This window comes from Kineosporiaceae bacterium (genome assembly GCA_016713225.1).
Taxonomy (GTDB): Bacteria; Actinomycetota; Actinomycetes; order Actinomycetales; family Kineosporiaceae; genus JADJPO01.
On sequence record JADJPO010000002.1, the window covers coordinates 922,970 to 936,240 of the forward strand.

The 13,271-nt window shown below is 67.5% G+C and carries 12 protein-coding genes and 1 pseudogene; all 13 read left to right on the forward strand.

From position 1 onward, the window contains the following. Window positions 1-22: 22 nt before the first annotated feature. Entirely contained in the window at window positions 23-3,892 is a 3,870-nt protein-coding gene (locus tag IPK24_10155; GenBank protein MBK8075912.1) for a DNA-directed RNA polymerase subunit beta', read from the forward strand. Window positions 3,893-4,255: 363 nt separating this feature from the next. Further along, complete coding sequence (locus tag IPK24_10160) at window positions 4,256-4,630, forward strand: 30S ribosomal protein S12 (GenBank protein MBK8075913.1); 375 nt, start codon at window positions 4,256-4,258, stop codon at window positions 4,628-4,630. Continuing rightward, entirely contained in the window at window positions 4,630-5,100 is a 471-nt protein-coding gene (rpsG, locus tag IPK24_10165; GenBank protein MBK8075914.1) for a 30S ribosomal protein S7, read from the forward strand. Before IPK24_10160 ends, rpsG begins: the two co-directional genes overlap by 1 nt. Before the next feature lie 109 nt (window positions 5,101-5,209). After that, window positions 5,210-7,325, forward strand: a pseudogene (gene fusA / locus IPK24_10170) (elongation factor G). Window positions 7,326-7,426: 101 nt separating this feature from the next. Further along, entirely contained in the window at window positions 7,427-8,620 is a 1,194-nt protein-coding gene (gene tuf, locus IPK24_10175) for an elongation factor Tu (GenBank protein MBK8075915.1), read from the forward strand. Between the two features lie 254 nt (window positions 8,621-8,874). Continuing rightward, window positions 8,875-9,183 carry a 30S ribosomal protein S10 gene (gene rpsJ, locus IPK24_10180; protein ID MBK8075916.1) on the forward strand — a complete coding sequence of 103 codons (309 nt, stop codon included), beginning with the start codon at window positions 8,875-8,877 and terminating at the stop codon, window positions 9,181-9,183. Between the two features lie 8 nt (window positions 9,184-9,191). Continuing rightward, on the forward strand, window positions 9,192-9,842 hold the full coding sequence (gene rplC / locus IPK24_10185) for a 50S ribosomal protein L3 (GenBank protein MBK8075917.1): 651 nt from the start codon (window positions 9,192-9,194) through the stop codon (window positions 9,840-9,842). 4 nt (window positions 9,843-9,846) lie between these two features. Further along, window positions 9,847-10,545: a 50S ribosomal protein L4 gene (rplD, locus tag IPK24_10190; GenBank protein MBK8075918.1), complete on the forward strand. Its 699-nt coding sequence runs from the start codon at window positions 9,847-9,849 to the stop codon at window positions 10,543-10,545. After that, window positions 10,542-10,853, forward strand: a complete 312-nt coding sequence (gene rplW / locus IPK24_10195; GenBank protein ID MBK8075919.1) for a 50S ribosomal protein L23 — start codon at window positions 10,542-10,544, stop codon at window positions 10,851-10,853. The genes rplD and rplW overlap by 4 nt, the downstream gene beginning before the upstream one ends. A gap of 40 nt (window positions 10,854-10,893) precedes the next feature. Then, window positions 10,894-11,730, forward strand: coding sequence for a 50S ribosomal protein L2 (gene rplB, locus IPK24_10200; protein MBK8075920.1), 837 nt, complete (start codon window positions 10,894-10,896; stop codon window positions 11,728-11,730). 17 nt (window positions 11,731-11,747) lie between these two features. Beyond that, complete coding sequence (gene rpsS / locus IPK24_10205; protein MBK8075921.1) at window positions 11,748-12,029, forward strand: 30S ribosomal protein S19; 282 nt, start codon at window positions 11,748-11,750, stop codon at window positions 12,027-12,029. Window positions 12,030-12,060: 31 nt separating this feature from the next. Next, entirely contained in the window at window positions 12,061-12,423 is a 363-nt protein-coding gene (gene rplV / locus IPK24_10210; protein ID MBK8075922.1) for a 50S ribosomal protein L22, read from the forward strand. Beyond that, a complete protein-coding gene (gene rpsC / locus IPK24_10215) occupies window positions 12,423-13,271 on the forward strand; it encodes a 30S ribosomal protein S3 (protein MBK8075923.1) in 849 nt (282 codons plus the stop codon). The genes rplV and rpsC overlap by 1 nt, the downstream gene beginning before the upstream one ends.

The window sequence follows — 13,271 nt, forward strand, 5'->3', positions numbered from 1 at the left end:
TGAAGAGAAAGCAGGAAGCGTCTTGCTGGACGTGAACTTCTTCGACGAGCTGCGTATCGGCCTGGCGACCGCGGACGACATCCGTCAGTGGTCGCACGGTGAGGTGAAGAAGCCCGAGACCATCAACTACCGCACCCTCAAGCCGGAGAAGGACGGGCTCTTCTGCGAGAAGATCTTCGGCCCCACCCGGGACTGGGAGTGCTACTGCGGCAAGTACAAGCGGGTGCGCTTCAAGGGCATCATCTGTGAGCGCTGCGGCGTCGAGGTGACTCGCGCCAAGGTGCGCCGTGAGCGCATGGGGCACATCGAGCTGGCCGCCCCGGTCACGCACATCTGGTACTTCAAGGGCGTGCCGAGCCGGCTCGGCTACCTGCTCGACCTGGCGCCGAAGGACCTGGAGAAGGTCATCTACTTCGCCGCCTACATGATCACCTGGGTGGACGACGAGGCCCGCCACCGCGACCTGCCCTCCATGGAGGCGCAGATCGAGGTGGAGAAGAAGGAGATCGAGAACCGCCGCGACTCCGACATCGACTCGCGCGCCAAGCGGCTCGAGGGCGACCTGGCCGAGCTCGAGGCCGAAGGCGCCAAGGGCGACGTCCGGCGCAAGGTCAAGGAGTCGGCCGAGCGCGAGATGGCGCAGCTGCGCAAGCGGGCCGACGCCGAGATCGACCGGGTGCAGCAGGTCTGGGACCGGTTCAAGAACCTCAAGGTCCAGGACCTCGAGGGCGACGAGCTGCTCTACCGCGAGATGCGTGAGCGGTTCGGCATGTACTTCGAGGGTGGCATGGGGGCGGCCGCGATCCAGAAGCGGCTCGAGTCCTTCGACCTCGAGGCCGAGGCGGCCAGCCTGCGCGAGACCATCCGCACCGGCAAGGGCCAGCGCAAGACCCGCGCCCTGAAGCGACTCAAGGTGGTCTCGGCGTTCCTGACCACCCGTAACTCGCCCAACGGCATGGTGCTCGACTGCGTCCCGGTGATCCCGCCGGACCTGCGCCCGATGGTGCAGCTCGACGGTGGCCGCTTCGCGACGTCCGACCTGAACGACCTCTACCGCCGGGTGATCAACCGGAACAACCGGCTCAAGCGGCTGCTCGACCTGGGCGCGCCGGAGATCATCGTCAACAACGAGAAGCGGATGCTGCAGGAGGCCGTCGACGCGCTGTTCGACAACGGCCGCCGCGGCCGGCCGGTGACCGGTCCGGGCAACCGTCCGCTGAAGTCGCTGTCGGACATGCTCAAGGGCAAGCAGGGCCGGTTCCGCCAGAACCTGCTCGGCAAGCGCGTCGACTACTCCGGCCGTTCGGTCATCGTCGTCGGCCCGCAGCTCAAGCTGCACCAGTGCGGCCTGCCCAAGCAGATGGCGCTCGAGCTGTTCAAGCCGTTCGTCATGAAGCGGCTGGTCGATCTCAACCACGCGCAGAACATCAAGAGTGCCAAGCGCATGGTCGAGCGCGCCCGCCCCGTGGTGTGGGACGTGCTCGAAGAGGTCATCTCCGAGCACCCGGTGCTGCTCAACCGCGCACCGACGCTGCACCGCCTCGGGATCCAGGCCTTCGAGCCGCAGCTGGTCGAGGGCAAGGCCATCCAGATCCACCCGCTGGTGTGCACCGCGTTCAACGCCGACTTCGACGGCGACCAGATGGCGGTGCACCTGCCGCTGTCGGCCGAGGCCCAGGCCGAGGCCCGCATCCTGATGCTGTCCAGCAACAACATCCTCAAGCCGGCCGACGGTCGTCCGGTGACCATGCCCACCCAGGACATGATCATCGGCCTGTACCACCTGACGCTGATCAAGGAGGGTGCCATCGGCGAGGGCCGGGCCTTCAGCTCGGTCGCCGAGGCGATCATGGCGCTGGACGCGCGCGAGCTCGACGTCCAGGCCAAGATCACGATTCGGTTCCCCGACGTCGTGCCTCCGGCGGAGGCGGCCATGCCTGAGGGGTGGCAGGTCGGCGACCCGGTGATCCTGAAGACCACGCTCGGTCGGGCGCTGTTCAACCAGACGCTGCCGGTGGACTACGCCTTCGTGGACAGCGAGATCGACAAGAAGATGCTCTCGGCGATCGTGAACGACCTCGCCGAGCGCTACCCGAAGGTGCAGGTCGCGGCGACGCTGGACGCCCTGAAGGAGACCGGCTTCCACTGGGCCACCCGCTCGGGCATCACGGTGTCCATCTCCGACGTGGTGACCCCGCCCGGCAAGCAGGCCATCCTCGACCGGTACGAGACCCGCGCGGCCAAGGTGCAGACGCAGTACGAGCGCGGTCTGATCACCGACGACGAGCGTCGTCAGGAACTGATCGAGATCTGGACCCAGGCCACCAACGAGGTCGCCAAGGCGATGGAGGCGAACCTGCCCAAGGACAACTCCGTCTACCGGATGGTGTCCTCGGGTGCGCGTGGTAACTGGATGCAGATGCGTCAGATCGCGGGTATGCGCGGTCTGGTGGCCAACCCCAAGGGTGAGATCATCCCGCGCCCGATCAAGGCCAACTTCCGTGAGGGCCTGACGGTGCTGGAGTTCTTCATCTCCACCCACGGTGCCCGTAAGGGTCTGGCCGACACCGCGTTGCGCACCGCCGACTCCGGGTACCTCACCCGGCGCCTGGTCGACGTCGCGCAGGACGTGATCATCCGCGAGGAGGATTGCGGCACCGAGCGCGGTCTGGTCATGCCGATCGCGGTCGAGACGGCAGATGGCCTGCGCCGCCACGACGACGTCGAGACCAGCGTGTACGCGCGCTCGTCGGCCCAGGACGTCGAGGTGGACGGAAAGGTGATCGTCCCGGCCGGTACCGACCTGGGTGACGTGATCATCAACGACCTGGTCGCTCGTGGGGTCAGCTCGATCAAGGTTCGCTCGGTTCTCACCTGCGAGTCCAAGGTCGGCACCTGCGCCATGTGCTACGGCCGTTCTCTGGCCGCGGGCAAGCTGGTCGACATCGGCGAGGCGGTCGGCATCATCGCCGCCCAGTCCATCGGTGAGCCCGGCACCCAGCTGACGATGCGGACCTTCCACACCGGTGGTGTGGCCGGTGACGACATCACCCTGGGTCTGCCGCGTGTCACCGAGCTGTTCGAGGCCCGCACGCCCAAGGGCATGGCGCCGATCTCGGAGGCCGCCGGCCGGGTGACCATCGAGGACGCCGACCGGTCACGCAAGCTGGTGGTCACCCCGGACGACGGGTCCGAGGAGGTCGCCTACCCGGTCAGCAAGCGCTCGCGCCTGATGATCGAGGACGGTCAGCATGTCGAGGTCGGCCAGCAGCTCGTCCACGGTGCTGTCGACCCGAAGCAGGTGCTGCGCATCCTCGGCCCGCGCCAGGTGCAGATCCACCTGGTGGACGCCGTCCAGGAGGTCTACCGCAGCCAGGGCGTGTCGATCCACGACAAGCACATCGAGGTGATCGTGCGCCAGATGCTCAAGCGCGTCACGATCATCGAGTCGGGCGACGCCGAGCTGCTGCCGGGTGAGATGGTCGAGCGCACCCGGTTCGAGGCGGAGAACCGTCGGGTGGTCGCCGAGAGCGGCACCCCGGCGTCCGGCCGGCCCGATCTGCTCGGTATCACCAAGGCCTCGCTGGCCACGGAGTCGTGGCTCTCGGCGGCCTCCTTCCAGGAGACCACCCGGGTGCTCACCGACGCCGCGATCAACGGAAAGAGCGACCCGTTGCTCGGCCTGAAGGAGAACGTGATCATCGGCAAGCTGATCCCGGCCGGTACGGGCCTGCCCCGCTACCGCAACATCCGGGTGGAGCCCACCGAGGAGGCACGGTCGGCGATGTACGCGATGCCCGGCTACGAAGAGGTCGACTACGGCCACTTCGGCGTCGGCAGTGGCGCTGCGGTGCCGCTGGAGGAGTTCGACCTCGGTCGCTACGACCGCTGACCGCGCTGAACCCCGTTGAACCCCTTGAGCGCCAACGGATCGCAGCCCTACCCCGACAGCCGGGGGAGGGCTGCGATCCAGCGGCGCTCACGCACGATCACCAGCACCAAAGGCGCCGTTTTGACGCTCGAGACGGCCGACGGGTAACCTCGGCAGGCGTGCCTGGGCTCCCCGGGCACTCTCGCCCTGCCGTTGCGGCAGGGGTGAGCTGCGAACCTCCGGTTTCCTCTCACCCGATCGCGAGGGACCTCAGGAGCCCGCGACACGCCCGACCGCGGGGGTCGGTAGCCCGGCTCCGCGACACAGGCTTCACCAGCACCACCACCAGATGAAGCGACACTGCGACACAATTCGGAGAAGTGAGTGCCCACGATCCAGCAGCTGGTCCGCAAGGGCCGCGAGGACAAGGTCGGAAAGACCAAGACCCCTGCACTCAAGGGGAGCCCGCAGCGCCGCGGCGTGTGCACCCGCGTCTACACCACGACGCCCAAGAAGCCGAACTCGGCGCTGCGCAAGGTCGCCCGCGTCAAGCTGACCAGCCAGATCGAGGTCACCGCCTACATCCCCGGCGTGGGTCACAACCTCCAGGAGCACTCGATCGTGCTCGTGCGCGGCGGCCGGGTGAAGGACCTCCCCGGCGTGCGCTACAAGATCATCCGCGGCTCACTGGACACCCAGGGCGTCAAGAACCGTAAGCAGGCGCGCAGCCGCTACGGCGCGAAGATGGAGAAGAAGTAATGCCTCGCAAGGGTCCCGCCCCGAAGCGGCCGCTGATCGTCGACCCGGTGTACGGGTCCCCGCTGGTCAGCCAGCTCGTCAACAAGGTGCTGCTGGACGGCAAGAAGTCCACCGCCGAGCGGATCGTCTACCAAGCGCTCGAGGGCTGCCGCGAGAAGAACGGCACCGACCCGGTGATCACGCTCAAGCGCGCACTGGACAACGTCAAGCCGACGCTCGAGGTGAAGTCCCGCCGGGTCGGCGGCGCCACCTACCAGGTGCCGATCGAGGTCAAGGCCGGCCGGGCGACCACGCTCGCCCTGCGCTGGCTGATCATGTACTCCCGCGCCCGCCGCGAAAAGACGATGACCGACCGCCTGATGAACGAGATCCTGGACGCGAGCAACGGCCTGGGGGCCGCGGTCAAGCGTCGCGAGGACACGCACAAGATGGCCGAGTCGAACAAGGCGTTCGCCCACTACCGCTGGTGAGCTCCGGACGGCGCGCGCCGTCCGAACCGATCCAGACCTGCCGCACGTCGCCGCCCACGGATGGGTGGCGACAAGAGGCCCACGACACGACGAGCAGAGGCTGACTGCAGTGGCACTCGAGGTGCTTACCGACCTGAAGAAGGTCCGCAACATCGGGATCATGGCGCACATCGACGCCGGCAAGACCACCACCACCGAGCGGATCCTGTTCTACACCGGGATCAACTACAAGATCGGTGAGGTCCACGACGGCGCGGCCACCATGGACTGGATGGAGCAGGAGCAGGAGCGCGGCATCACCATCACCTCCGCGGCCACCACCTGCTTCTGGGGCGAGACCCAGCTGAACATCATCGACACCCCCGGGCACGTCGACTTCACCGTCGAGGTGGAGCGCAACCTGCGGGTGCTCGACGGCGCGGTCGCGGTGTTCGACGGCAAGGAAGGCGTCGAGCCGCAGTCCGAGACGGTGTGGCGTCAGGCCGACAAGTACGACGTCCCGCGGATCTGCTTCGTCAACAAGATGGACAAGCTCGGCGCGGACTTCTTCTTCACCGTCGACACCATCATCAAGCGGCTGGGGGCCAAGCCGCTGGTGCTGCAGGTTCCGATCGGTGCCGAGAACTCGTTCGTCGGTGTGGTCGACGTCGTCGAGATGCGCGCGCTGGTCTGGCCCGGCGACGCCAAGGGTGATGTCAGCCTCGGCGCCGAGTACGAGATCCAGCCCATCCCGGCCGACCTGCAGGACAAGGCCGAGGAGTACCGGCACACGCTGGTCGAGACCGTCGCCGAGACGGACGAGGTGCTGCTCGAGAAGTACCTCGGTGGCGAGGAGCTCACCGTCGCCGAGATCAAGGGCGCCATCCGCAAGCTCACCGTCGCCGGTGACATCTACCCGGTGCTGTGCGGTTCGGCGTTCAAGAACCGCGGTGTGCAGCCGATGCTCGACGCCGTCGTCGACTACCTGCCCAGCCCGGTCGACCTGCCGCCGACCGAGGGCCACGACCTGAAGGACCCCGAGCTGGTCATCAGCCGTAAGCCGGAGTCCACCGAGCCGTTCTCGGCGCTGGCGTTCAAGATCATGACCCACCCCTTCTTCGGCCGGCTCACCTACATCCGGGTGTACTCGGGCCACCTCGCCTCCGGTGGCCAGGTGATCAATGCCAGCAAGGGCAAGAAGGAGCGCATCGGGAAGATCTTCCAGATGCACGCCAACAAGGAGAACCCGGTCGACAGCGTCACCGCCGGGCACATCTACGCGGTCATCGGTCTGAAGGACACCACGACCGGCGACACGCTGTGCGATTCCTCGAACCCGATCCTGCTCGAGTCCATGACCTTCCCCGAGCCGGTCATCAACGTGGCCATCGAGCCGAAGACCAAGGGCGACCAGGAGAAGCTCGGCGTCGCGATCCAGAAGCTCGCCGAAGAGGACCCGACCTTCCAGGTCGAGCACCGACGAGGAGACCGGCCAGACCATCATCAAGGGGATGGGCGAGCTGCACCTCGACATCCTGGTCGACCGGATGCGCCGTGAGTTCAAGGTCGAGGCCAACGTCGGCAAGCCGCAGGTCGCCTACCGCGAGACCATCCGCAAGGCGGTGGAGAAGTACTCCTACACCCACAAGAAGCAGACCGGTGGGTCGGGGCAGTACGCCAAGATCCAGTTCACCATCCAGCCGATGGAGACCACGGACGGCAAGCTGTACGAGTTCGAGAACAAGGTCACCGGTGGCCGCGTTCCGCGCGAGTACATCCCGAGCGTGGATGCCGGCTTCCAGGACGCCATGCAGTACGGCGTGTTGGCCGGCTACCCGATGGTCGGGGTCAAGGGCATCCTGACGGACGGCGCCTCGCACGACGTGGACTCCTCCGAGCTGGCATTCAAGATCGCCGGTTCGATGGGCTTCAAGGAGGCCGCGCGCCGCGCCGACCCGGTGCTGCTCGAGCCCATGATGGCCGTCGAGGTGCGCACCCCCGAGGAGTACATGGGTGACGTCATCGGCGACCTGAACTCCCGCCGCGGCCACATCCAGGCCATGGAGGACGTCACCGGCGCCAAGGTGGTTCGCGCCCTGGTGCCGCTGTCGGAGATGTTCGGCTACGTCGGCGACCTGCGCAGCAAGACCCAGGGGCGCGCCGTCTACAGCATGCAGTTCGACTCCTACTCCGAGGTCCCGCGCAACGTGGCCGAGGAGATCGTGAAGAAGGTTCGTGGCGAGTAACTCCGCCGCACGTCAGCCGCACGTCAGTTTCACCACCAACAGAACGGCCGCTCCCCGGTACCGACCGGACGGCGACATCAACAGTCCAGAGGAGGACCACCGTGGCGAAGGCGAAGTTCGAGCGGACCAAGCCGCACGTCAACATCGGCACCATCGGTCACATCGACCACGGCAAGACGACGCTCACCGCGGCGATCACCAAGGTGCTGCACGACAAGTACCCGGACCTGAACCCCTTCACGCCGTTCGACCAGATCGACAAGGCGCCCGAGGAGCGGCAGCGCGGTATCACCATCTCCATCGCGCACGTCGAGTACCAGACCGAGGCCCGGCACTACGCCCACGTCGACTGCCCCGGGCACGCCGACTACATCAAGAACATGATCACCGGTGCTGCGCAGATGGACGGCGCGATCCTGGTGGTCGCCGCCACCGACGGCCCGATGCCGCAGACCAAGGAGCACGTGCTGCTCGCGCGTCAGGTCGGCGTCCCGTACATCGTGGTGGCCCTGAACAAGTCCGACATGGTCGACGACGAGGAGATCCTCGAGCTCGTCGAGATGGAGGTCCGGGAGCTGCTGTCGGGGTACGAGTTCGACGGCGACAACCTGCCCGTCGTCCGGGTCTCGGCGCTGAAGGCGCTCGAGGGCGACGCGGAGTGGAGCGCCAAGCTGCTCGAGCTCATGGACGCCGTGGACTCGGCCATCCCCGAGCCGCAGCGTGAGGTCGACAAGCCGTTCCTCATGCCCGTCGAGGACGTCTTCACCATCACCGGCCGCGGCACCGTGGTGACCGGCAAGGTCGAGCGTGGCATCGTCAAGGTCAACGAGACCGTCGAGATCCTCGGCATCAAGGAGACCAAGCAGTCGACCACGGTCACCGGGATCGAGATGTTCCGCAAGCTGCTCGACGAGGCCCGCGCGGGCGAGAACGTCGGTCTGCTGCTGCGTGGCATCAAGCGTGAAGAGGTCGAGCGCGGCCAGGTCGTGGCCAAGCCCGGCTCGATCACCCCGCACACCGAGTTCGAGGCCACCGTCTACATCCTGTCCAAGGACGAGGGTGGCCGGCACACGCCGTTCTACGACAACTACCGTCCCCAGTTCTACTTCCGGACGACGGACGTCACCGGCGTGGTCCACCTGCCCGAGGGCACCGAGATGGTGATGCCCGGTGACAACACCGAGATGCGGGTCGAGATGATCCAGCCCATCGCCATGGAAGAGGGCCTCAAGTTCGCCATCCGTGAGGGTGGCCGGACGGTCGGCTCGGGTCGCGTCACCAAGATCCTCAAGTAGTTCCACCGCGGGTCGCGGCGGAGCCGGACACCCGATTGGTCAAGGCCAGCGTCGTTCTGGCAGACTGAACAGGTTGTTCCGCGCTCCGTCGCGGCACGCGACGCCCGCCAGACCATGGTGGGCGTCAGTCGCCGGCGGCGACGTCCCAGCCCAGATCTCATCGGGTCGGGCACGAGTCGAGTTCGCGACACGCCCGACCTCGGGGGTCGGCGGGTCACCACAGCTTTTCGGAAGAGAGAGAGCACAGCGAAGCCATGGCGGGACAGAAGATCCGCATCCGGCTCAAGGCCTACGACCACGAGGTCATCGACAGCTCGGCGCGCAAGATCGTCGACACGGTGGTCCGCACTGGTGCCACGGTGGCCGGACCGGTGCCGCTGCCGACGGAGAAGAACGTGTACTGCGTGATCCGTTCTCCGCACAAGTACAAGGACAGCCGCGAGCACTTCGAGATGCGCACCCACAAGCGGCTGATCGACATCATCAACCCCACGCCGAAGACCGTCGACTCGCTCATGCGGCTCGACCTGCCGGCCGGGGTCGACATCGAGATCAAGCTCTGAGGCCTGTGATGAGTCAGAAATCCACCGTCAAGGGCCTGCTCGGCGAGAAGCTGGGCATGACCCAGGTCTGGGACGCCGACAACAAGCTGGTCCCCGTCACCGTCGTCGCGGCCGGCCCGTGCGTGGTCAGCCAGGTTCGCTCGGCTGACGCCGACGGCTACGACGCCGTCCAGATCGCCTACGGCGCGATCGACCCCCGCAAGGTGAACCAGCCCATGGCCGGTCACTTCGCCAAGGCGGGCGTCACCCCGCGCCGGTTCCTGGTCGAACTGCGCACCGCCGACGCCGGCGAGCACGCACTGGGGCAGGAGCTGACCGCCGAGCTGTTCGAGGCCGGCCAGCACGTCGACGTCGTCGGCCGGACCAAGGGCAAGGGCACCGCGGGCGTCATGAAGCGCCACGGCTTCCATGGCCTGGGCGCCTCGCACGGTACCCAGCGCAAGCACCGCTCGCCCGGGTCCATCGGCGCCTGCGCCACGCCGGCTCGCGTCTTCAAGGGCGTGCGTATGGCGGGCCGCATGGGCGCCGTCCGACAGACCACGCAGAACCTGATCGTGCACGCTGTGGACGCCGAGCGCGGCCTGCTGCTGATCAAGGGTGCGGTGCCCGGCCCCAAGGGGTCCGTGGTGCTGGTCAAGACCGCCGCGAAGGGAGCCTGACCTCATGGCTACCGTCGATGTTCTCGACGCCTCGGGCAAGAAGGCGGGCAGCGTGGAGCTGCCGGCCGAGATCTTCGAGGTTCAGACCAATGTCCCGCTGATCCACCAGGTCGTGGTGGCCCAGCTCGCTGCCGCCCGTCAGGGCACGGCCGACACCAAGAACCGCGGCGAGGTTCGCGGTGGTGGCAAGAAGCCGTACAAGCAGAAGGGCACCGGCCGCGCCCGCCAGGGTTCGACCCGGGCGCCGCAGTTCGCCGGTGGCGGCGTCGTGCACGGCCCCTCGCCGCGCGACTACAGCCAGCGGACCCCCAAGAAGATGAAGGCGGCCGCACTGCGGGGCGCACTGTCCGACCGGGCACGTCACGGTCGGGTGCACGTGGTCTCGTCTCTGCTGGGCGGTGAGGCTCCGTCCACCAAGACGGCGTCCGCGGCACTGGCCGCCATCAGCGAGGCAGCCCGGGTGCTCGTCGTCCTGGACCGGACCGACGAACTGACCTGGAAGAGCCTGCGCAACGTGGGCCGCGCCCACCTGCTCTTCGCCGACCAGCTCAACACCTACGACGTGCTGTGCGCCGACTCGGTGGTCTTCACCTCCGGGGCGCTCGAGGCCTTCCTGGCCGGTCCGGCTCGGGGTAAGGGCGCCAAGGCGATCGGGACGAGCGCGTCGTCCGGCACTGCCAGCGACGAGGAGGCCGCCAAGTGAGCACCGCCGGAAACGTCCACGCCGATCCGCGCGACATCCTGTTCGCGCCGGTCGTCTCGGAGAAGAGCTACGGCCTGCTGGACGAGGGGAAGTACACCTTCCTGGTGGACCCGCGGGCCAACAAGACCCAGATCAAGCAGGCGGTCGAGCAGGTCTTCGGGGTCAAGGTCTCCTCGGTGAACACCAGCAACCGCAAGGGCAAGGCGCGCCGCACCCGCAATGGGGTGGGGCATCGCAAGGACACCAAGCGCGCGATCGTCACCCTGGCCGACGGCACCATCGACATCTTCGGCGGACCGGCCGCCTGACGGCGGTCGAGCTGATTCGACACTCGAGGACTGACAGAACATGGGAATCCGCAAGTACAAGCCGACGACGCCGGGCCGGCGTGGCTCGTCCGTCGCCGACTTCGTCGAGATCACCCGGTCCGAGCCGGAGAAGTCGCTGGTCCGCCCGCTGAGCAAGTCCGGGGGGCGCAACAACGCCGGCCGCGTGACGACTCGGCACCAGGGTGGTGGCCACAAGCGCGCCTACCGGTTGATCGACTTCCGTCGTCACGACAAGGACGGCGTGCCGGCCACCGTGGCGCACATCGAGTACGACCCCAACCGCACGGCGCGCATCGCGCTGCTGCACTACGCGGACGGCGAGAAGCGCTACATCCTGGCGCCGAACAAGCTGTCGCAGGGTGACCGGATCGAGAACGGCCCCAGCGCCGACATCAAGCCGGGCAACAGCCTCCCGCTGCGCAACATCCCGGTCGGCACCGTGGTGCACGCGATCGAGTTGCGTCCGGGTGGCGGGGCGAAGATCGCCCGCTCGGCCGGCGCCTCGGTGCAGCTGGTGGCCAAGGACGGCCCCTACGCGCAGCTGCGCATGCCGTCCGGTGAGATCCGCAACGTCGACGTCCGCTGTCGCGCGACGGTCGGCGAGGTGGGTAACGCCGAGCAGTCGAACATCAACTGGGGCAAGGCCGGCCGGATGCGCTGGAAGGGCAAGCGCCCGACGGTGCGCGGTGTGGCCATGAACCCGATCGACCACCCGCACGGTGGTGGCGAGGGCAAGACCTCCGGTGGCCGTCACCCGGTCAGCCCGTGGGGTCAGGCCGAGGGCCGTACGCGTCATCCGAACAAGCCGAGCGACAAGTTGATCGTCCGCCGCCGGCGCACCGGCAAGAAGCGCTGACAGGAGAGCGAGAAGACATGCCGCGCAGCTTGAAGAAGGGTCCTTTCGTCGACGACCACCTGATGAAGAAGGTGGACGTTCAGAACGAAAAGGGCACCAAGAACGTCATCAAGACCTGGTCGCGTCGATCGATGATCGTGCCCGACATGCTGGGTCACACCCTGGCCGTTCACAACGGCAACAAGCACATCCCCGTGTTCGTGACCGAATCGATGATCGGCCACAAGCTGGGGGAATTCGCTCCGACCCGGACCTTCCGCGGTCATGAGAAGGACGACCGCAAGGGCCGTCGTCGCTGACGGCGCAGACGAGCATCGAAGGGACGCACGAATGGAAGCCAAGGCGACGGCACGGTATGTCCGTGTCACGCCCATGAAGGCCCGACGCGTCGTGGACCTGATCCGGGGCAAGCAGGCCAGCGAGGCGGTGGCGGTGCTGGAGTTCGCACCGCAGGCCGCCAGCGAAACGGTGCGCAAGGTCGTGCAGAGCGCGATCGCCAATGCGCGCACCAAGGCCGACCGGGCCTCGGAGCCGTTCGACGAGCGTGAGCTCGTGGTTCAGGCGGCCTACGTGGACGAAGGGCCGACCATGAAGCGGTTCCGGCCGCGTGCCCAGGGGCGCGCATACCGGATCAACAAGCGCACCAGCCACATCACGGTCGTGGTGGGCCAGCCGAAGGGGAGGACCCGCTAGTGGGCCAGAAGGTCAACCCGCACGGGTTCCGTCTCGGCATCACCACCGAGCACAAGAGCCGGTGGTTCGCCGACAGCACCCGCGCCGGTCAGCGGTACCGCGACTACGTGAAGGAAGACGTCGCGATCCGCAAGCTCATGTCCAAGGGCATGGAGCGGGCCGGCATCAGCCGCGTCGAGATCGAGCGCACCCGTGACCGGGTGCGGGTCGACATCCACACCGCCCGTCCGGGCATCGTGATCGGACGCCGTGGCGCCGAGGCCGACCGCATCCGCGGCGAGCTCGAGAAGCTCACGGGCAAGCAGGTGCAGCTCAACATCCTCGAGGTCAAGAACCCCGAGATGGACGCGCAGCTGGTCGCCCAGGGCATCGCCGAGCAGCTCGCGAGCCGGGTCTCGTTCCGTCGCGCCATGCGCAAGGGGATGCAGTCCTCGACGCGCGCCGGCGCCAAGGGCATCCGGGTGCAGTGCTCCGGTCGTCTGGGCGGCGCCGAGATGAGCCGTTCGGAGTTCTACCGCGAGGGCCGGGTGCCGCTGCACACCCTGCGGGCGAACATCGACTACGGCTTCTACGAGGCCAAGACCACCTTCGGCCGGATCGGCGTGAAGGTCTGGATCTACAAGGGCGACCTGACCCAGCGCGAGCTGGCTCGTGAGCAGGTCACCGCGCCTCGGGCACCGCGTCGTGACGACCGTGGTGGTCGTGGCGAGGGTGGTCGTGGCGAGGGCGGTCGTGGCCGTGCGCCGCGTCGTCGTGACGCCGCTGCCCCGGTCGTGGCCGAGGAGCCGGTGGCCGTTGCGGCAGAGGCTCCCGCCGCTGTCGAGACCAGTACCGAAACGGAGGCCTGA

Coding starts and splice junctions, on each gene's coding strand:
- rpsG (MBK8075914.1), top strand. CDS start 4,630: ATGCCTCGCAAGGGTCCCGCCCCGAAGCGGCCGCTGATCGTCGACCCG.
- rpsJ (MBK8075916.1), top strand. CDS start 8,875: ATGGCGGGACAGAAGATCCGCATCCGGCTCAAGGCCTACGACCACGAG.
- rplC (MBK8075917.1), top strand. CDS start 9,192: ATGAGTCAGAAATCCACCGTCAAGGGCCTGCTCGGCGAGAAGCTGGGC.
- rplD (MBK8075918.1), top strand. CDS start 9,847: ATGGCTACCGTCGATGTTCTCGACGCCTCGGGCAAGAAGGCGGGCAGC.
- rplB (MBK8075920.1), top strand. CDS start 10,894: ATGGGAATCCGCAAGTACAAGCCGACGACGCCGGGCCGGCGTGGCTCG.
- rpsS (MBK8075921.1), top strand. CDS start 11,748: ATGCCGCGCAGCTTGAAGAAGGGTCCTTTCGTCGACGACCACCTGATG.
- rplV (MBK8075922.1), top strand. CDS start 12,061: ATGGAAGCCAAGGCGACGGCACGGTATGTCCGTGTCACGCCCATGAAG.